Source organism: Fibrobacter sp. UWB3 (assembly GCF_002210405.1).
Taxonomy (GTDB): domain Bacteria; phylum Fibrobacterota; class Fibrobacteria; order Fibrobacterales; family Fibrobacteraceae; genus Fibrobacter.
The window spans coordinates 99,301-117,291 of sequence record NZ_MWQJ01000004.1; the positions used below are offsets into that span (position 1 = coordinate 99,301).

The 17,991-nt window shown below is 51.1% G+C and carries 17 protein-coding genes; 5 read left to right on the top strand and 12 right to left on the bottom strand.

The window, feature by feature from the left end; translation table 11 throughout:
* Positions 1-104: 104 nt before the first annotated feature.
* The 9 genes from B7991_RS06165 to B7991_RS06200 form a co-directional block, all read right to left on the bottom strand.
* On the bottom strand, positions 105-944 hold the full coding sequence (locus B7991_RS06165) for a hypothetical protein (RefSeq protein ID WP_088630056.1): 840 nt from the start codon (positions 942-944) through the stop codon (positions 105-107).
* Positions 945-952: 8 nt separating this feature from the next.
* Positions 953-1,096 (bottom strand): hypothetical protein, encoded by a 144-nt coding sequence (locus B7991_RS14820; RefSeq protein ID WP_015731986.1) that lies wholly within the window; start codon positions 1,094-1,096, stop codon positions 953-955.
* A 21-nt stretch (positions 1,097-1,117) separates the two neighbouring features.
* Positions 1,118-2,455 carry an ATP-dependent 6-phosphofructokinase gene (locus B7991_RS06170; protein ID WP_014546029.1) on the bottom strand — a complete coding sequence of 446 codons (1,338 nt, stop codon included), beginning with the start codon at positions 2,453-2,455 and terminating at the stop codon, positions 1,118-1,120.
* Between the two features lie 69 nt (positions 2,456-2,524).
* Positions 2,525-4,441 carry a cell wall metabolism sensor histidine kinase WalK gene (locus B7991_RS06175; protein WP_088630057.1) on the bottom strand — a complete coding sequence of 639 codons (1,917 nt, stop codon included), beginning with the start codon at positions 4,439-4,441 and terminating at the stop codon, positions 2,525-2,527.
* On the bottom strand, positions 4,423-5,151 hold the full coding sequence (locus tag B7991_RS06180; RefSeq protein ID WP_088630058.1) for a response regulator transcription factor: 729 nt from the start codon (positions 5,149-5,151) through the stop codon (positions 4,423-4,425). The genes B7991_RS06175 and B7991_RS06180 overlap by 19 nt, the downstream gene beginning before the upstream one ends.
* Before the next feature lie 54 nt (positions 5,152-5,205).
* The gene (locus B7991_RS06185; protein ID WP_088630059.1) at positions 5,206-5,973 is read right to left on the bottom strand and encodes a hypothetical protein; all 768 of its coding nucleotides are present in this window, start codon (positions 5,971-5,973) and stop codon (positions 5,206-5,208) included.
* A 105-nt stretch (positions 5,974-6,078) separates the two neighbouring features.
* The gene (locus B7991_RS06190; RefSeq protein WP_088630060.1) at positions 6,079-7,443 is read right to left on the bottom strand and encodes a hypothetical protein; all 1,365 of its coding nucleotides are present in this window, start codon (positions 7,441-7,443) and stop codon (positions 6,079-6,081) included.
* A gap of 160 nt (positions 7,444-7,603) precedes the next feature.
* Entirely contained in the window at positions 7,604-8,212 is a 609-nt protein-coding gene (locus tag B7991_RS06195; protein ID WP_088630061.1) for a penicillin-binding protein activator LpoB, read from the bottom strand.
* A gap of 144 nt (positions 8,213-8,356) precedes the next feature.
* Positions 8,357-8,899 (bottom strand): PEGA domain-containing protein, encoded by a 543-nt coding sequence (locus tag B7991_RS06200; RefSeq protein ID WP_088630062.1) that lies wholly within the window; start codon positions 8,897-8,899, stop codon positions 8,357-8,359.
* 143 nt (positions 8,900-9,042) lie between these two features.
* Between B7991_RS06200 and B7991_RS06205 the strand changes: the two genes are divergently transcribed.
* The 4 genes from B7991_RS06205 (at position 9,043) to B7991_RS06220 (ending at position 13,310) form a co-directional block, all read left to right on the top strand.
* The gene (locus tag B7991_RS06205) at positions 9,043-10,779 is read left to right on the top strand and encodes an ABC-ATPase domain-containing protein (protein WP_254917868.1); all 1,737 of its coding nucleotides are present in this window, start codon (positions 9,043-9,045) and stop codon (positions 10,777-10,779) included.
* Positions 10,780-10,886: 107 nt separating this feature from the next.
* Positions 10,887-12,308 carry a T9SS type A sorting domain-containing protein gene (locus B7991_RS06210; protein ID WP_176421766.1) on the top strand — a complete coding sequence of 474 codons (1,422 nt, stop codon included), beginning with the start codon at positions 10,887-10,889 and terminating at the stop codon, positions 12,306-12,308.
* A gap of 137 nt (positions 12,309-12,445) precedes the next feature.
* Positions 12,446-12,889 (top strand): hypothetical protein, encoded by a 444-nt coding sequence (locus B7991_RS06215; protein ID WP_088630064.1) that lies wholly within the window; start codon positions 12,446-12,448, stop codon positions 12,887-12,889.
* A 37-nt stretch (positions 12,890-12,926) separates the two neighbouring features.
* On the top strand, positions 12,927-13,310 hold the full coding sequence (locus tag B7991_RS06220; protein WP_088630065.1) for a hypothetical protein: 384 nt from the start codon (positions 12,927-12,929) through the stop codon (positions 13,308-13,310).
* 113 nt (positions 13,311-13,423) lie between these two features.
* Here the strand turns inward: B7991_RS06220 and murJ are convergent, their stop codons facing one another.
* Positions 13,424-15,016, bottom strand: a complete 1,593-nt coding sequence (murJ, locus tag B7991_RS06225) for a murein biosynthesis integral membrane protein MurJ (RefSeq protein ID WP_088630066.1) — start codon at positions 15,014-15,016, stop codon at positions 13,424-13,426.
* A 29-nt stretch (positions 15,017-15,045) separates the two neighbouring features.
* On the opposite strand from murJ, the gene B7991_RS06230 reads away from it, so the two are divergent.
* Positions 15,046-15,615 (top strand): hypothetical protein, encoded by a 570-nt coding sequence (locus tag B7991_RS06230; protein WP_088630067.1) that lies wholly within the window; start codon positions 15,046-15,048, stop codon positions 15,613-15,615.
* Positions 15,616-15,718: 103 nt separating this feature from the next.
* Here B7991_RS06230 and B7991_RS06235 read toward each other — a convergent pair whose 3' ends face one another.
* Together B7991_RS06235 and B7991_RS06240 are read right to left on the bottom strand one after the other, a co-directional pair.
* Positions 15,719-16,687 carry an ImmA/IrrE family metallo-endopeptidase gene (locus B7991_RS06235; RefSeq protein ID WP_088630068.1) on the bottom strand — a complete coding sequence of 323 codons (969 nt, stop codon included), beginning with the start codon at positions 16,685-16,687 and terminating at the stop codon, positions 15,719-15,721.
* Between the two features lie 83 nt (positions 16,688-16,770).
* On the bottom strand, positions 16,771-17,961 hold the full coding sequence (locus B7991_RS06240; protein WP_088630069.1) for an SGNH/GDSL hydrolase family protein: 1,191 nt from the start codon (positions 17,959-17,961) through the stop codon (positions 16,771-16,773).
* Positions 17,962-17,991: the final 30 nt, after the last annotated feature.

Genomic DNA, 17,991 nt, shown 5'->3' on the forward strand with positions numbered 1-17,991 from the left:
CCCGGACTCCGTTCCGGGATCACCATTAAAAAAACGGACTTTCAAAGTCCGTTTTTTTGTTTGTGTGTCATTCCCGCGAAAGCGGGAATCTCCTTTATAACAAATTATTTTTTCTTATTCTTCGCTCTCAGCGCTTCGATCGCTTTTCGGATGTTCTCGCCGTCTTCAAGGTGTTTTGGCGAGAGCTTGTCCCTGTGCTTGTAATCGATTTTCTTCCAGAGCTCTTTTAAATGCCAGCGGGCGCGCTTGTCTTCAAGAATGTAGCCAGGGCGCACGCCTGCATCGAGACCTTGTACAATCAGCTCTACGGCATCATCAAAACGGTCTTGGTCATAGCGCAAGTCTGCAAGGAAGTAGTAGTTGTAAATGTCCTTGCGGTTCTTTTCGAGTGCCATCGTGAGGTATTTGTCTGCAAGCTTTTCATCAGGCCACGAAAGAATTAGCGGTACATACGGCAGCACAAAATGCGCACGCCCGAGAATCTGCCAGTCTTCTGCGGCTGTGGCGACATCGCGGACTTTACCTGCAATGCCTTCCTTAATCGACGAAAATACGTTGCGTTCCGAGCCCCACATCGAAAGCGTCGAAGCGTAAACGTGTGCGATTTCTTTGTTCTTGGGGAACTTTTCGTAGGCGCTCTTGCTTGCTTCCATCAGCGTGTCCAAATGGAGCTGGCGCTTCTTCTCGTCGAACTGCACGAATCTGAAGCAGAAGTACAGCGTCTTCACATAGCCTTCAGTCGCTTGTTCCAGAACGGTAGAATCCTCCATCGCCTTGCGATAGGATTCCTTCATGATTTTTGCATTCTTTGCATCGGCCTTGTCGCCGTTGGCGCGCACGGCTCTTGCCGCATAGCAGGAATCTGCTATGTGCAAATAGTCGTTTGCACTTGCGAAACTAATCGCAAGCAGCAATGCAAAAATAATGTTCCGCGTAATTCTCATGAATACGCTTAGACTTTCCAGTTTTGGAGCAACTTGTTCACCGTGGCAATGCGAGTCTTTTCTTCGTCAGTGCCGTGGAATGTCTTGAACAAGAGATTGCGGTATTCCATGAGTGCGGTACGGATGATGACTTTTTCTTCTTTTTTGAGCATGGTGATAAATTAATAAAAGGATTACTTGCTGCGTTTGCCCTTGCCGGAGAAATAGTCCTGCTGGCGTGTGATACCGAGAACGGCATGCCACAGGGGGCCATTGGGGTTGATTTTCTTGCGTTCGCTGACGGCGTATTCTATAGGCACGTGCGAGAATACGTTGTTCATGCTGCCAACGACCATGTCCGTCTTGCCTGCCATGCCTGCATGTACTGCGTTTTCTGCGAGCTGGAAGCAGAAAATGGCGTCTGTGCCCTTGGCGGGGATGCTACGCACCGTGTAGCTCGGGTCAAAGTACTTGATGTTGATTTCCTTGCCGACGCTATCGAAATGTTCCTTAATCTTGTGGGTCAGGAATTCACCGATATCGTTCTTCAAGATGTTGCCGCTTGCGTCTCTGCGTTCTTCCTGGTTCTTGAAAAGTTCCTGTCCGGCGCCTTCGGCGACGGCGATGACGGCGTGAGTCTTGCCGCTGGCGTAACGGCTTTCGAGAGCCTTGAAAAGCCCATCCAGTGTGAAAGGTACTTCAGGGACAAGGCAGATGTTCACAACGGTTGTTGCAAGCGATGCATACGCTGCGATAAAGCCGGAGTCGCGACCCATGAGCTTCACGAGGCCAAGGCCGTTGAACGCACCATTTGCTTCGATGTGCGCGCTTGTAATCACGTCTGTGGCGCTGAGCACGGCGGTTTCAAAACCGAACGTCCTGTCGATCAAGTTCAAGTCGTTATCGATCGTCTTCGGGATGCCGATAATCGAGATGGGCTGCTTACGCTTCTTGACTTCTTCGGCAATGGCATGTGCGCCGCGGAGCGTACCGTCACCGCCGATGCAGAACAGCACGTTGATGTTGAGGCGCATGAGCGTATCGACCATGATGGCCGGATCCTGCATGCCGCGGGAGCTACCGAGAATCGTACCGCCGTCTTCCTGAATGGCGTCGACCACATCCGGGTCAAGCACGATGGGGGAGTAACCGTAATTCGGGTTCAGGCCGCGGTAGCCGTACGGGATACCGAAGATGTTCCTCACGCCGTAGTCGAACCAGAGCACTTGTACAAGGCCCTTGATCACGTTGTTGAGGCCTGGGCAGAGACCGCCGCAAGTGACGATACCTGCGCGCGTCCAGGCGGGGTCGTGGAAAATTGTCTGTCGAGGGCCGGCGACTTCGAGTGAAGGTACCGGAATGCCCTTCGCTAAGTATTCAGAGATGAGATTGACGTCAGTGGTAAGGCTGACCTTGTCGTTTTCCGAAACGAAAGGAACGCCGTTCATCGGGGACTTAAGAGTGCCCTTGCCAACGGTTTCAATGGAAAGATCATAATCCAACGGATTCTTGATGATATCGTCCTGAGTCATACCGCGCCTCTTTGAATTTTTGGGTTTCCGCCATACTGACGGAACGCCCTAAAAATACATAATGAAAACTTAAATGGACAGACTTGGGAAGTGTATTTTTGTGCGCAAACCGGGGTTAGCGTTTTCCAATTCTATGTTCATATTACATAAAGTGCACAATTTCTTTACCATCGAAAGTCCGATGCCTGTGCCACTCGTCTGTCTTGTCATTTCGTTTTCGACTCTATAGAATTCCTGGAAGACTTTCTTCATTTCGGAAGGCGGAATGCCCGGACCGTAGTCGCGTACGGCGAGGTACATGTCGGTGCCCTTGATGCGCAGTTCCACGTTGATCATCTTGTAGTCTGCGTTCTTGGAGAACTTGAGCGAGTTGTCAACGAGGTTCATCAGAATCTGCATGATGGCGTCGCGGTCGATCATGAGGCTGATGTTATCGGCATCCGTGTCCGAAGAAACTGTAAGCTCGAAACCCTGCTTTTCGACGTTCTTGCTGTAAGTCGAGACGAAGTCGTCGAGGACCTGCTTTGGCTTGTCCATGCGGAGCTGCACGTTCCAGCGATTGCCATCGAGCTTCGAGAGGTTCAGCACGTTCTGGATAAGTCTCGAGAGACGGTCGGCTTCGCTGGCGATTTGGCCGTAATACTTTTGCTTCTTTTCTTCGCTAGCCACCCAGGAGTTCTGCAACAGTTCGGCGTACATCTTGATGGCCGTGAGAGGCGTCTTAAGTTCGTGCGTAATGGCGGAGACAAAGTCCTGGCGCTTCGCGGCGAGCTTCACGCGGCTCTGTGTCACATGGTAAATCGAGATAAGGCCGATTCCAAGTACCGCAAGCATCAGGAACCCGATGAAGAATACGAATTCTCCGCCCGGGGCGCGCTGTGTGGTGTACATCTTGAAAGTGATATCCGAGAGAGGCGCCTGCAACGATTCGGAGAGGAGTTCCGTCGTGATGTTGTTGCGTTCACCAAAAGCGACAAAGGACTTGTTCTTGTGGAAGAAGGCGAGCACGAGCGGGTCTTGCTGATTGCCTTTTGTAACGCCCTTGTACTTCTCGATTTCGTTTTTCACGAGGTTCGTGAGGTAAGCTCGTGCATCGACGATAAAGCCCTGGATAAACACGTCTGTACCGCGTCTAACTGTGCGGTGGAAGATGATGTAGTTCGAATCGACAATAGCCTGGAAGAAGTCGATTTCAGCTTCCATGGAATGCGTCGTTTCGGTATTGATCAAGCGGACCAGAAGGCCGGTCGTATCGAGCTTTGTGGATTCGACTCCAAACGCAAAGTCGCCAGTTTCGGTAATTTGTTCGACACGGTGCTTGCTGTTCTTTTTCTTTTTGCGTGTGCTCGCAATGTCGAGGTCCTGCTTGTAAATCTGGTCGATAAGTCTGCTGTCGTTCTTTTGCGTCGAGTCCGCTTTTTCCATGCTGCTCGATGTCGATGCGACTGCAGGCGAGGAGATGGCGGAAAATCCCGAGGTGTTGAGAATAAGGCTTATCTTGTTACGGATGGCGACACGTTTGACCCTGTCGACCATGGGGATCTTTTCAAGCACGCCATCTGGGAGAACGGGCGTGCTCAACTTTCCGGAGGGATCCAGCTGGAAATGCCCGACGAGCCCAACATAATGGCTCCTCTGCGGAAATTCCGCAAGCTCGGACATCGTGATTTCTTCGCCGCCAAACACAGGAACCGAGCGTATAAAGCGGTAGTCCGCATAAGAACGCCTGTCTTCGATGGCGAGGTCAGCCGTGATGTTCTTGTTTAAATTCTGGAGCACAGAGAACGCGTGTTCCTTGTAGCCAAAGAGCGACGACGCTTGCAACTGTGCATAGGAATGGCTTAAAAGCATTATTACGGGAATCGCAATAACGATAAAAATCGCCACAAAAATGAGACGATCTTTAGAGGCAAGAATAAGGCTCCGAAGAGCCTTGTACTTGCTAGAGAGGTATGTAGAGAATTTATTTATACTGACTTCTCGCATTCTGGAGCCGAGCGCATCTGGTAACCTTCACCGCGGAACGTGACGAGCAGCTTCGGATGAGCCGGATCGTCTTCGATCTTCTTGCGGAGCTTGGTGATGTGGATGTCAACCGTACGGGTATCCACAGATTCTGCATTTTCGTAACCCCAGACCTTGCGGAGGAGTTCGGAACGCGGAATGGCATGGTCGCGGTTGTTCCAGAGGTATTCAAGAATTTCAATTTCCTTGCGGGTGAATGCCAGTTCTTCTGTACCGCGGACGCCCGTGTATTCACGGAAGTTCACGCGGAGGTTGCCGGCAACAAGCTTGCCTTCATTTTCCATCGTCTGGCGGCTACGGCGAAGCACAGCTTCGATACGCGCAAGGAGCATCGGCACGGAGAACGGCTTCGGGATGTAGTCGTCGGCGCCGAACTTGAGCCCGTTGATGATATCGTCATCGGAATTCTTTGCAGAAAGAATGATGATCGGGAGGCTCTTGTCTTTTTCGCGAATTTTGTCGCAAACGGTAAAGCCGTCCATGCCCGGGAGCATGAGGTCCAGGAGTACAAGTCCGTACTGTCCGGAAAGTGCTTCGGCAAGGCCGCTTTCGCCGTCAATGACGTGTTTGACGCGGTAACCGTTGAGCTCGCAGAGGTCTACGAGGCCTTCGGCAATGGCAATTTCATCTTCGATGATGAGGATGTTGGTGCTGCTTGTATTCTGAGTCATTCTTGGATACCTACTCTCTTCTAACCAATTATATTATATACAAAATTTGATGGATTAAAGTGCGAAACCGCCACCGAGTTCGAATGCAAAGTGACCTGCATCGATATCGTCGTCGTAGTCGCCACCGAGGTAGCACTTGACGTTAGCGTATGCTGCAATCGGGATGATCGGGAGCTTGAAGCGGACACCGGCGAGCAGGTGGATGCCAATGCTCTTGGTGAGGCCTTCGTCCTTGGCGTAGTCGACAACCTTGTCGGCAAGCTTGCTTACGTCAATTTCATTTGCGTTGGATGCTGCTGCTTCACCATAAGCGTCCTTGATGACATTTGCCACAAAGGCCTTGTTCAAGACGAAGGTGTTCCAGTGCATCGTGAGACCGCCGCCAACATACGGACGGATCGGGAACAGCGGGATGGAGAACGGGTAGGTGACGGAAATGTCTGCGTTCATGGCGATGTACTTCGGGGTAGCCTTTGCAAACGGAGTGCCACCAAGTTCGATTTCCATCGGGATTTCCTTGAACGTGCCGTCGTCACGCATTGCCCAGAGAGAGGCGTTGTAAGAAGCGAACTGGATATTGAAAGTACCTTCGATATCGATGAACGGGAGGAGGTCTACCCAAGCCTTAAAGCCGAAACCCTGGATATAGTCAAAGTTGCCATGGCTGAACTGGAGTTTGTCCTGGCCCTTGAAAATTTCGGATTTTTTAGCTTCATTGAGGGAAGTTCCTACAGCCGGGGTGTAGTGGGCGCCGATACCTGCAATGGCAAAGGATTGGGTGGCAAGCAAAGCTGCCGCTGCGAAAATGATTTTAAAATTCATGGATTTATTGCTCCTAGGATGTTTTGCCTTGAAACTAAATAATTATTTAGAAAAAAGGTGTTTACAATTCAGAAAATGGTGCTTTTTCGCCTATTTATGTCCAAGTTACTTGATTGCCGGTACAAATATGAACTTCTTTTCGCCTTTTTTTACGGGGATACTGCCAAAATTGAATACCTTGACTGTGCCGCTGTCGCCTTCGGCTGCGACGGAGACTTCGTGTGAACCCGGTTCTACAGGAATTCTTGTCATCTGGAAGGAATTCGGCAAGAAGAGGGCTATACGGAGGTCTGCTTTTTCCATCTGGTCCTGTGCGATGTCTGTACCGATGTTTGTGAAAAGGTTAAAGAGGGCGTTGTCCGTTTCCATGGCCTTCTTGGCAGCCTGAGCGGCAATGGTGCGGAGCACGACTCGGATGGCTGTGCGTGTCATGGTGTTTGCAAAGTCGTCCTTGAGGTTCATTTCGAGTTCCTTGTCGAGCGCCATCACCTTTTCGGGGCGTATGCCGGACTGGTTGTCCACAGTGACGTTAAAGCGCTGGACCTGACTTCTGAATGAATGGGCTTCGGGGAGGGCAAAGCTTATATGGAATGTCTCGCCGTTGCTTGCTCCTGCGACTGGCGGGGCGCCGAGATTGGTGCTTGTAATTTGGCCCGTCTTGCTGTCTTTGTAGGTGAGGTTCAGAAGCCCTCCGCTCACGTAAGTACCTGACATTTTGAGTTCGGTGAGGATGGGGCCGTGGCCTGCATAACCAACGACGATGATTTCTTGGCCGAGATCGTAAGCGGCTTTGGCTTTTGGCGTTTCGATGGAGTTGTCGAGCTTGAGTGCCTTGATATCGTCTTCGCGGTCGGAGCGCTTTAAATTTTCAATGACAAATTCGCGGGCTTCTTTGGGGAGGTTCAGGATGTTTTCATCGTAGGCCTTGACCGTCTTGTAGTAGGCGATTGCGGCTTCGTCCGGTTCGCCAGCCATTTCGTAGACGATTGCCGTGAGGTAGCGCAAGAATCCGTTGTCGTTTGTCTTGTCGTTATCCTTTTGATAAAGCTCCGTCATTGCCTTTAGGGCGCGATTCACTTCGACCAAAGCCCCGTCGACATTCTTTTGCGCGAGATAGTTCATGATTTGCATTTCATGGAGCACGAGTATTTCAAAGGGGCGGGCTCTGTAGGGGCGGATGTTGTCGTTTGTGACGATGGCGGCCGCTTCGTTTGTTATGGATCGCGTGTAGAGGTCGTCGTAAATCTTGTCTGCCTTATCGAAGTTCTTTGCGCTTTCTGCGTAATTCCCGTTGTAGTGGTAGAGCACGCCCAGGTCAAAGTAATAGAGGAACTCGGTCTTTTCGCCGTAAAGATCGTCTTGCTGTTTCTTGATTTCGGAAATCGTGGCATCGTAGCCGTTGTGCTCAAAGACTGGTGCAAGGGCTTCGTAGCGGGTCATGGACTTGTTTGCACAAGCCGTAAAAAACAAAGTCGCTGCAAGGAATAATATAAGTCGTCTCATATAGGCAAATTTATATAAAAAATGCTCGCTGGTGCGAGCCTTCTCAGTTATTAGAACTTTGAGCTTAGAATACGTCATCCTGAACGAAGTGAAGGATCTAGTTCAGAATGACGGTGTCTGATTAAGTCTAAAACTTCACGCTGCTCTTGGCTACGTATTTCTTGATCTTCTTGTCGCCAAGCCAAACCTTGCGGTGGCTCTGGATGTCAGTGAGTTCCATGTCGATCTGGTAGAAGACCACCTGTTCGCCACCTTCCTGGTCGATGACGGAGTTGATGGTACCGGTGAGCATGAGGTCAGCACCGATTTCCATGCCGGCATCCTTGGTGGTTTCTTCGGTGGTGTTGCCTTGCTGGTCGGCGAGTTCGTTGCGGAGATCTTCGCGTTCGTTGGAGTTGGCGACGAATTCAGCCTTGCCGGAGTTGATGAGGGCGCGTTCGATATCCTTGATGAAGGTTTCGACGCGGATGTGCTCGTGGCTCTTGTTGCGGACCTTGCCAATCACGATGGTCGGCACAGAACCTTTCTGTGCGGCAAACTGGCTGTACCACGGACGGCCAAGGCAGTCATTGATCATTTCGTCGGCAACAAGGCGGGAATCAGTATCGTTCCAGCTGCCAGAGAGATCGGTAACGGAATTTGCATCGAGGCGGGAGACTTTTTTGCCACCATCACTGGCGCAACCGGTAAAGAGAGCAAAGCTTACACAAAGGGCGAAAAGCCAAATTTTTGACATTTTTTTCTCCTAGAATTAAAACATTATGTTATAAACATACAAAAAAAACATAAAAAAAACTCCCCAAAAGGGGAGTTCTTTGAAAAAAGTCGCTTTTTTCGTCATCCTGAACGCAGTGAAGGATCCAGGAATTTCGAATTGCTATTAGCGTTTTTTCTTCTTGCCGCTGGTAGCGTCGAGATGGACGTCGACCGTTTCTTCGCCAACGACCTTCACGAGGGCTTCGGCGCTCTTGCGGTTGCTGCACTGGGCACGCACAACGTGGTCACCAGCATCGAGGCTGCGGACAACGAGTTCGGCACCGTCAGTCTTGTCGGCCTGTTCACCGTCAACGAAGATGAGGCAGCGCGGCGGATTCGTCGTGATCTTGATGTTGCCCTTCGGAATCTTGGTGCTGAAGTCGAGATTGTTGCGGCTGTCCTTGCCCGGCCAAATGTTCACGCGCTTGTTGACGAGTTCGAAGCCCTGGTCAATGACGACGAGCGTCTGGCGGCCAGACTTGACTTCTCTATCCTTAATCGGGCTCTTGCCGAGAGGTTCGCCACCGAGGAACACGTCGCTGTTAGGCGGTTCGGTAACGATGTTGACGATTGCGGATTTGCCACGCGGAGGTGGATCTTCTTCGTCAGCGACGGCGGTCGTGAAGAGGAATGCCATCATCAAGGCAAAAAAGAAAAGCTTTTTCATGGGTTGTACTCCTGATTTGCATGTAAAAGAGTTAGTTCACTTCTAGAATTTAATTCTTTTTTTACAGGACAAATGTTAAAGTGCCGTAAAATGTGCGTAAATATTAGGTGTATTATTGGTCTAGATTAATTAATTTTATGTATATGAAAGCTCTTTACCAAAAAATTCGCAGTTTACAAGGGAAAAATTACGGTCTTTACAAATCCTTGGCGGACCGCTCATGGGATTTTGGAGACTTTGTGCTGGAATTCCTGCATGTGCAGGGTGACCCGTATGCGCCGGCATCGCGTGTGATGATCAAGGCGAGTTTGCTGATGCTTGGGTTCCCGAGCGAATGGGGGGGCACTTTTGAACGCCGCCTGGCATTGAGCGATTACCTTTATCGCAGGCTTTCGGCGCTTGTGCGCGAGAAGTACCCCGACAGGGATGCGGCGGTCGTCTTTGACACTGCTGGACCTGAAATGCTAGTGCGAAATGCGCTCTGGGTGGACAATGGCGAGCTGCGTGCGTGTTTGCAGGTGCGCTTGCCGGGCGACGGCCGCAAGATTCAGGCGGAAGCTGCTGCCGAAATTTTGACGATGGTCTTGCCGGACTTGGTGTCGGCTGCGCTGTACAATTCGGGCGAATCGAAGAAGGATGGCGTGGAGCCGGAACTTGTCGAGCATTACCGCGTACTTGCCAAGCGCAAGGAAATCTTGTCGCAGCTCGAAGAACGTGGACTTTGTGCGTTTGTGCCGGATGGCGCCGTGCTTCCGCGTGCATCGGGTTTGAGTGAACTCCCGATGGATGGGGCTGTCCCGTTTGTGGCGCCCGAAGAAATGGCGGTGACGCTTGTCGCCAATGGTCGCGAAATTCGCGGTATGGGAATCCCGAAAGGCATTACCGTGATTTCGGGCGGGGCGTTCCATGGAAAATCGACTTTGTTGCAAGCTTTGACGAAATCTGTTTACCCGCATATCCCGGGAGACGGTCGCGAAGGCATAGTCGTGAGCGAATCGGCGGTGCGCGTGGGCGTCGAAGATGGCCGCAGCGTGCGCGGCACGGACCTTTCGCAGTTTGTGCGTGACCTGCCGGGTGGAATTTCGACAAAGAACTTTACGACGGCCTGTGCGTCGGGCTCGACGAGCGAGGCCGCAAACTTGATGGAAGCAATGGAAGCGGGGAGCGATGTCTTCTTGATTGACGAAGACTCTTCTGCTGTGAACTTCCTCATTCGCGATGTACGCGTGCGTAAACTTTTGGGCGATGACCGCGAACCGCTTATCCCGTTGACGGACCGCATCCGTGAAATCAAGGGACGTAGCTTTATTCTGGTGGCGGGTGCCTGCGGAGACTTTTTGGACTTGGCGGACAACATCATCGTGATGGCATCGTACAAGGCGGAATGCGCAAGAATCAATGGAAAGAATGTGGCTGCTGGATTGGTTGGCGGGGATGGCGCAAAAATCGTGCCGGGATTGCCTGCGTTTGTAGAACCGCAGTGCCGCGACTTTGCCGAATACGTGAAGCCTTTGCTCCCGTCACTCCGCCCTGCGTCTGCTGTAGAGCGTCAGGTGAAAGTGAAAATCTCTGGCGATACATTACTGCAAATCGGTTTCCTTGTCTCGGATACGTCTAAGGCGGGTGCGCTTGTGGATAAGCAACAGCGATTCGGTGCAGGCTTCATGTTGTTGAACCTTTGCCAGAATGCCGCAAGCAACAACGATGCTAATGGCGAGTCTGCGAAGGCGACAATCATGGAACGTATCAATGCGCTTTGCGAAAAAATCAAGAATGTCGGGTTCCGCAACTTGCCGCAAGGCTTGAGTCGTGAAATGAGCTTGCCGCGCCCGATTGATATCGCGTGCGTACTCTATCGCTTGAGAGATAACGGAAGGTAAGGAACATCTCTCGACAAAAATGTCCACACCTGAATCAATTTTTTGAGATATTTGCCCCATAATAATTTATTTTTCCGAAAAGGTATTTAAGTTTTTGGGGTGAAAATATGGAAAAACAAAAGTTTGCGCGCGTATTTTTGAATGCCGCGCTTGTTTCTGCTTTGAGTGGAGCCTCCTTTGGGGCTTTTGCAGCTACATCGAGTCCGAACGTGAGTCTGGGCAAGAATCTCTACGTGGCGGGCGCTGTCAATTCCAACTGGAAACCGGAAGTCTATACCGATGGAAAGCTCGACTTTAACCAGGTCTCGTCGGTGTCGGATTTTGCGTTGAACGTGGGCGAGGGTCCGACAAAGCTGTTCATCACGTGGGAGACGCGCGGTGACGAATCTTGGGCTGGCGAAAAATATGTCCACGCGGCGAGCTGCCAACATTCCGTGGATGCATCGGCGAGCCTCCAGAATTTCAAGGTGATGACGTCTGCGAATTCGACAAACGGCGTCGATGGCGACTGGGAAACGGTTGCCGAGGTGGGCGAGAGCGGTGCCATGTCCCGTGGGCTTGCAATTGATTTTGCTGGGAAGTCCTGGTTCCGCATCGTGGCGGAATCCCCGGTGAAAAATCTCGAGGAAGTCGGCGCTTACGACATTAGTGATGGCGCAAATGATACGTGGTTCTTCATGGGCACGAGCATCAGCCAGATGGGCATGAAGCAATTTGCAGTCGATTCGAATTTTGCGCAGTTGATTCACGCGCGTTTTGAAGATTATTACCCGGCGATGCTTCGCGGTGGCATTGGTTGCGTCACGAGCCAGGGCGTTGTCGATGCGCTCAAGTATTACGCGGAATATGTGGGGAACGTGAGGTATTGGGCCATTGAAATGGGAACAAACGATGCCTGGGGCGGCAGCAATGCGAATGTCGAAACATTCACGAAGAACTTGCAGACGATTATCGATACGGCAAAAGCGCATGGTATTACTCCGATTATTGCCCGCATGATTGCGACGAATCCCGAAATTGCAAAGTGGCAGGTGCATCAGGATTACCTCGACGCCATTGACAAACTCACTAAAGATAACGAATTACCTGCCGGTCCTGATTTCTACAGTTATTTCTTGGAACATCCCGAAGAACTTTCTACAAGTGATGGCGTGCACCCGGCTGAACCAAAGGGCGGACAGTCGATGCACCGCTTGTGGGCTGAAGCCGTGGCGCCTTTGTACAAGGACGATCCGTGCGCCGGGAGGCCGGATGTTATTGGCTGTGGAGCTACTTCGCTTTCGAAAATCCACAACGTGAATTTTGCATTGCCGAAAGTGAGTGTGAACGGTCGTGAAATTTCGATTTCCGGGTTGCGCGAGAATGACCGCGTGACGGTTATGGATGCGATGGGACACGTTGTATGGAACGGCTCGGCGAACGTTTCATTTGGAACGTCGCAAGTTTTGCCGAAAGTGCGCGCGGGAAATTACTTCGTGAATATTCGCAGCGCAAATAGCAATTATTCGACGAAACTTTTGATAAAATAGAAGGCTCTGTAAATTAAGAGAGTCCGGCGGAAATCTGCCGGATTTTTTTATTGCGCTTTATCCTTAATTTTTGCTAGATTATCATAAAATTTTATTGTGCTATTGGCAAAATAAAGCCGTCGCTTTATATTACGAGTATGAGTTTAATGAGAGCCGTCATATGTATGTTGCTTGCGCTTAGCCTTGTAGGCTGTGCCGTGAGCAAGAATCCAAACCCCATGATTCGTTATGGTGCGAATACGGGTGCATCTTTGGCGGTTCCTGGCTTAGTGGGTGCTGTGGGCGTTACAGCGCTTGCTGCCGCGTTGGATGACGATGATGACGACGATTGTCATAGCTATAGCTGTAAGACCGAAAGCCAAAAGAAGGCTGAGGATGATTACATAACGGTTCTTGGAATATCGCTAGGTATTGCGGGTGCCGGTTATGTAATTGGAGCCATATTAGGTGGAACAGTTGGCTTTTTCAAGTGGATGTTCAACGGCTTTGAAAATGATGATATCCCCAAAGCTGATCCTTTGCCAGAAGAAATTTTACCGCCCGCAAATTCTGATTCTGAATACGGAGCAAAATTAAGGTAAATTCAGAATCCTGGGATTAGAAATCTATATTGCGAGTATGAGTTTTTTGAAGCTAGTCGTTTGCGTGTTGCTTGTGTTGAGCCTTGTTGGTTGTGCAGCAAGCAAGAACCCGAACCCCATGATTCGTTATGGTGCGAATACGGGAACAACATTGGCAATACCCGGTTGGTTCATGGCTACGAATGGTAGTGGTCATCTCCGTGCAGTGGATGTAATGGATATTCGCCTGTTTCCTCTCAAACTTGTTGCACTGAGTGCTGCTGGGGTAGGCTTTGCAACTGGTGCCGTGCTTGGCGGAACTGTGGGGTTCGTCAAATGGATGATCAATGGATTTGAAGGTGATAAAGTCTCTAGCTACGGATCGTTGCCCGAAGAAATTTATCCACCCGTGAAAAGTGACGAAAACGGGGATAATTTGTAGTACGATGTCATTCCCGACTTGATTGGGAATCTCCTTTTTAAGCCTTACAAGAAGGAGATGCCCGCTCAGTGGCGGGCATGACAAGATTGGTAGCGGGCATGACACAAAGGTGCTTAACGTGCGAGGTGCAGCTTGCGGAGGACCTTTCCTAAGAGCTCGTTCAGGATGTCCTTCGCGTCTTTACTGCCGAGGTAACGCTGGATGATGAGCGTGAGTGTAAAGAGCGCAATCCCTGCGGCGCAGGCGTAAACGACGAGTGTTACAAAGCTTGCGTTGCGGACGAAATCTCCCGAAATGTGATCAAGGCCTACGGCGGCTGCAATCATGATGCCGAATGCGACGAGTGCGCGTGCCATGTTGAAAATGGCCTCTTTCATGCCGTCGGTGCCGTTCTTTTTAGCCCACATGAAAATCATCGAAATCACTTGCAGTATGGCGCCTGTAGCGCCGATAATCGGGACGCTCTTGATGCCAAGACCCACTTCGGGGGCGCCAAGCAAAATGTAGGCCGGGATGGTCGCTGCAAAAATGCCGGTGTTCAAAAGTGTCGGGACCCACATGCGTTCGCAAGCGTAGAAGCTGCGGACGAGAACTGCCTGCAGGCAAAGTCCAAGGCTTACGGGCAAGTACCAGCGGAGAATTTCAGAAATCGCTTCGGTCGTTTCGCGGTGGAATGCGCCACGTTCAAAGAGGATGCGCACGGCCGGGAAGCTCAAAGCCCACACGGCGACGACTGCCGGAATCAAGATGCAGAACATGCGCGAGAGGCTTTTCCATATTTTGCGGTTGAGCTGCGGGAAGTCGCCTTCCTTGACGAGACGCGCCATGTCGGGGTAGCTCGTGACGCTGACCGAGAAGCCAAAGACAGCGACGAGCGTGTACATGACGCGGTAGGCGTAGTTGAGGCTCGAAATGCCACTTGTACCAAAGTTTGCACCAAAGCTACGGATGATAAATTCAAGGCCGAACATGGAGCCCACGCCAAGAGACATCGGGAGCATCATCTTGAAGTAACGTGCGATATCCGGATGCTTCGGTTCAATGATAAATTCATAATGGACACCGCCGCGCTTGGCGCCAAAAATCTGGAGTGCGAAAAATCCGATGAATGCGCCGACCGGAACGCCCCAGGCAAATCCCGAGAGACCGTAATCGTTGCCTGTGTGGTTGCTGAGCCAAAGGCCTGCGGCACCGCCGCCCACAATGGCGATGTTGTAGATAAGGCCCGTGAGGGAGGGAATCAGGAACTGCTTGCGAGTGTGCTGGACGGCAACGAGGATGCTACCGACAAAGATGAAAATCTGCCCCGGCAGAATAATGCGTCCGTAGTATGTTGCGCGTTCCAAGAGCTCGGGCGTCACGCCATCGACTGTCAAGAGCGAGATGAGTTCTTTCATCCAGATGAACGCCGGAATCACGAGAATCAAAAGTGCAAGTCCGAACGTGTTGAGCACGTTGCTGAAGAACTTCCAGCCCGCCTTCTCGTCACCTGCGACTTTGTAGCCTGTGAAAATCGGAATGAAGATAATCGACAAAAATCCGGTGCTGACCACGTGATTCAGGATGTCCGGAATCATGAAAGCGAGGTCGAGAGCGTTTTTTTCGAGCGACACGCCGGCGGCGTGGGCGAGGAGCATTTCACGGAAAATCCCGAGTACGCGGCTCAGGAGCATCGAAACGGCAACAATAATAGCGGCTTTATTCATGTTGATTGAAAATTTATATATTTCTTACCATGAAAAAGATATTAGTACTCATTACTTTCCTCGCCCTTGCGGCATTTGCCCAGAACTATGATACTGTTGAACCGGAGAAGAAACTCCAACGTCCGGTCTATAGTTTCCAGACGGCTGCGTTTGGCCTTTCTTTCTGGAGTAACTATAAAGACGACGTGAAGAATCCTGAAAAGGACAAGGTCACGGCTTTCCCGCTTATCCGCTATGGTCACATTTGGGAAATGACGACTCATGGCGCTATTACGGCGATTTCGAACTGGCATGCCGAATTTGGCACGGATTGGGAACTTGAAGGCAATATGCTTCTCGGTGGACGTTATTCTCCACTTGATGAAGTCATGTCTCCGTTTATTGGTGCCGGTATTGGTCTTGGTTTCCAAGTAGACGCATTCTTTGATGACTGGATTGGTGCTTTCGGTATGTGCTTGGGCGGTGAAGTCGGTTTGAACTTCTTCCACAATTCTGCCGTTCAGCTTGAAGCCGGTTTTGGTTTCAACATCCTTGCTACGAAGGTAGACTTTAAGAAGAGCTTCAAGAGCTGGAACCTGTTCTTCGGTGTGAACTATTAATTTGTAAAAGAGCCCGCGAGCGTTTTACGAGACGCGCGCGACTTTTTGTTGTCAAGCCCGCCTCCGAGCGGGCTTCTCCTTTTTATACGAGATGCGCGCGTTTTTATACCGCGATTTTGAAATCGTTTAAAAGCGTGCGGCGGTTGAGCTTGCCCTGTTGCTGTAAACGCTCGACAAGGATGCCCGGGCGCACATGGAATACGCCGGAAAAATGCTGGATGCAGCGGCGTTCATTAAAGCGGCCGCAGCAGATGAGTTCGCATTCCTCGGCTTCGGTGAGGAGGATGTCTTGCGCGAAACGGTCGGCTTCAATTTCGATAATTTCTTCAGGGCGTGCCGCGAGTATTTCTGAAACTTTTGGTTGCGAGAGTGCACCGAGTTGCAGGCACGAGGTGTGCTTGGGGTGCAAAAGCAAGTGCCCGACCGCGTGGAACAACGCTTCCAGGAATTTGGAATCTTCCATCTTCGTTGTCGGGAATTGGATGACGGGGCGTGAGCCTCTCCAGAAGAATGCGCAAATGGGCGTGGGTGCCGTGAGGAACGGTTCTACTTCGATGAGCTCGATACCGCAAGCGCGGAGTGCTTCGCGAGCGATGCTGCGGATATTCTTGTTGTGGAAAAATGTATTTGTCCGCAAAAATTTCAGGTTAGAAATAATGGCGTTGCGGTCCGGCGTGAATTCTGTTGCCAAGCGCTTGACTTGAAGTTCGCCAAGGCGGATCCAGGCGGCATATGTCTGCGGATTTGCAGATTGCAATGTGGCGCCGTAATAGTTTTCGAATCCGGCGATGCTTCCGATTTGCATGAACTTGAACACGGCGCGAACGAGGTCTGCATCTTTGACGTCCTCGGGAATGTGGCCCTTCTTTTGCAATGCGCGGATCGGGAATTTGCGAACCCACGTTAAAATTTTTTCGAGTTCTTCTTCGTTCTTGAATGACGGGGCTTCGGAGATGCGTCCGGAATTGTTCCCGAAAGCGAGCTGGAATGCGGCTTGCGCTTCGGTTGTCGCGTGATCCATAAGGCTACTACGGGAACAGCCGAGACGACGCAAGAGTTCGTCTTGCGTCATGTGCTCCCTTTTTTGAAGTTGCTTAATGGAATCTTTCAAGCTCATGTTTTTAAAATAAATAATTAACGCGCTAGGTGTCAAATTTATTTCAATAATTCTTCGGGGACGCATTCGGCCATGGCTTCGTATGCCTTGGCGCTCGGGTGCAAGTGATCGCCCGAGTCGAATCCGGCGGCAAATGCTTTCGGATCATCGTGACCACGCACAGCCTTGTCAAAGTCTACGCAACCGTCGAAATCTGGTGCGGTACGGAGCCATTCGTTGAATGCCGTACGGATGATGTCGCGATTTTCGTTGTAGGTGCGCCAGCCGTAAATCGGGAGGAGCGTGCCGCTGTAAATCTTGAGACCGAGCTTGCGCGCGTGCGTGATGTAGAGCGAACGTACACCGTTGATGAGATCGTCTGCGGTGGGCATGTCGCTCCATGGACGGAACTTGTTGACTTCGACGCCGACAGGGTGGATGATATCGTTGATGCCGTGTTGTACAATGACCGTGCGGGCGCCTGCGACATTCATTTCAATCGGGAAGCGCGTGGCGCCTTTGAGACCGTAAGCCGCGTAGGTGATACAGCTGTATTCGCGGAGGATGCGTGTGCCGCTCACAGCGCGACGAATGATGGCGACATTGTTGAACCCTTCGCGTGCGCAACGGAGCGTAAGGTAATCGGGCCAATCCTGTGCCGTGATGGAATCGCCAAAGCAGACAAGCGCAAAGTTCTTTTCTTCGGTGAAAATGTCAATCGTGTTGAGGAAATAAATCCAGTTCGTTTTGCGCGTGAGATCATCGGGGAGTGTTGATGACTTTGCAAAATTGCCGTAGCTGTACTTGCCGCCAGAAAGCGGGCCCGTGATAGCTGTGCCTGCGTTCATTTGTGTGAAATCTGCAAAGTAAAGGCTCACATCGAATGATTCGCCTGCAGTCACGTCAAATGCGATTTCGTCGCTCAAGATTTCTTCGCCCGCGGGGATGCTTGCAGATGGCTTGCCGCCGAACGTAATCGGTGTTGGCGCGTACTCGAACTGCGCGGCACTTGTTTCGCTGGCAGTGGACTGCGCGGAGATTGCCTGGGAATGCGCGACATATGCCTCGGAAATCGTCACAGGTTCCGTACCCGTGAGATTTGAAAAATGAAAACGCAACTTGCTCCCTGAAAAGCAGGCGCGAATCGGATAGCGGAGTGTCAAGTCTTTAGCGTAAGTCGCTTCTTTGCGGTCGGTGATGGATGTGGCGTTGCCCCAGCATGCGACCCATTTTGAAAATTTTTCTGGCATATTCCAAATTATAGTAAATAGCGGTGCATC

Excerpts from the sequence above, each read along its gene's own strand:
- B7991_RS06165 (WP_088630056.1), bottom strand. The coding sequence starts at position 944 with ATGAGAATTACGCGGAACATTATTTTTGCATTGCTGCTTGCGATTAGT.
- B7991_RS14820 (WP_015731986.1), bottom strand. The coding sequence starts at position 1,096 with ATGCTCAAAAAAGAAGAAAAAGTCATCATCCGTACCGCACTCATGGAA.
- B7991_RS06170 (WP_014546029.1), bottom strand. The coding sequence starts at position 2,455 with ATGACTCAGGACGATATCATCAAGAATCCGTTGGATTATGATCTTTCC.
- B7991_RS06175 (WP_088630057.1), bottom strand. The coding sequence starts at position 4,441 with ATGCGAGAAGTCAGTATAAATAAATTCTCTACATACCTCTCTAGCAAG.
- B7991_RS06180 (WP_088630058.1), bottom strand. The coding sequence starts at position 5,151 with ATGACTCAGAATACAAGCAGCACCAACATCCTCATCATCGAAGATGAA.
- B7991_RS06185 (WP_088630059.1), bottom strand. The coding sequence starts at position 5,973 with ATGAATTTTAAAATCATTTTCGCAGCGGCAGCTTTGCTTGCCACCCAA.
- B7991_RS06195 (WP_088630061.1), bottom strand. The coding sequence starts at position 8,212 with ATGTCAAAAATTTGGCTTTTCGCCCTTTGTGTAAGCTTTGCTCTCTTT.
- B7991_RS06200 (WP_088630062.1), bottom strand. The coding sequence starts at position 8,899 with ATGAAAAAGCTTTTCTTTTTTGCCTTGATGATGGCATTCCTCTTCACG.
- B7991_RS06205 (WP_254917868.1), top strand. The coding sequence starts at position 9,043 with ATGAAAGCTCTTTACCAAAAAATTCGCAGTTTACAAGGGAAAAATTAC.
- B7991_RS06210 (WP_176421766.1), top strand. The coding sequence starts at position 10,887 with ATGGAAAAACAAAAGTTTGCGCGCGTATTTTTGAATGCCGCGCTTGTT.
- B7991_RS06215 (WP_088630064.1), top strand. The coding sequence starts at position 12,446 with ATGAGTTTAATGAGAGCCGTCATATGTATGTTGCTTGCGCTTAGCCTT.
- B7991_RS06220 (WP_088630065.1), top strand. The coding sequence starts at position 12,927 with ATGAGTTTTTTGAAGCTAGTCGTTTGCGTGTTGCTTGTGTTGAGCCTT.
- murJ (WP_088630066.1), bottom strand. The coding sequence starts at position 15,016 with ATGAATAAAGCCGCTATTATTGTTGCCGTTTCGATGCTCCTGAGCCGC.
- B7991_RS06230 (WP_088630067.1), top strand. The coding sequence starts at position 15,046 with ATGAAAAAGATATTAGTACTCATTACTTTCCTCGCCCTTGCGGCATTT.
- B7991_RS06235 (WP_088630068.1), bottom strand. The coding sequence starts at position 16,687 with ATGACGCAAGACGAACTCTTGCGTCGTCTCGGCTGTTCCCGTAGTAGC.
- B7991_RS06240 (WP_088630069.1), bottom strand. The coding sequence starts at position 17,961 with ATGCCAGAAAAATTTTCAAAATGGGTCGCATGCTGGGGCAACGCCACA.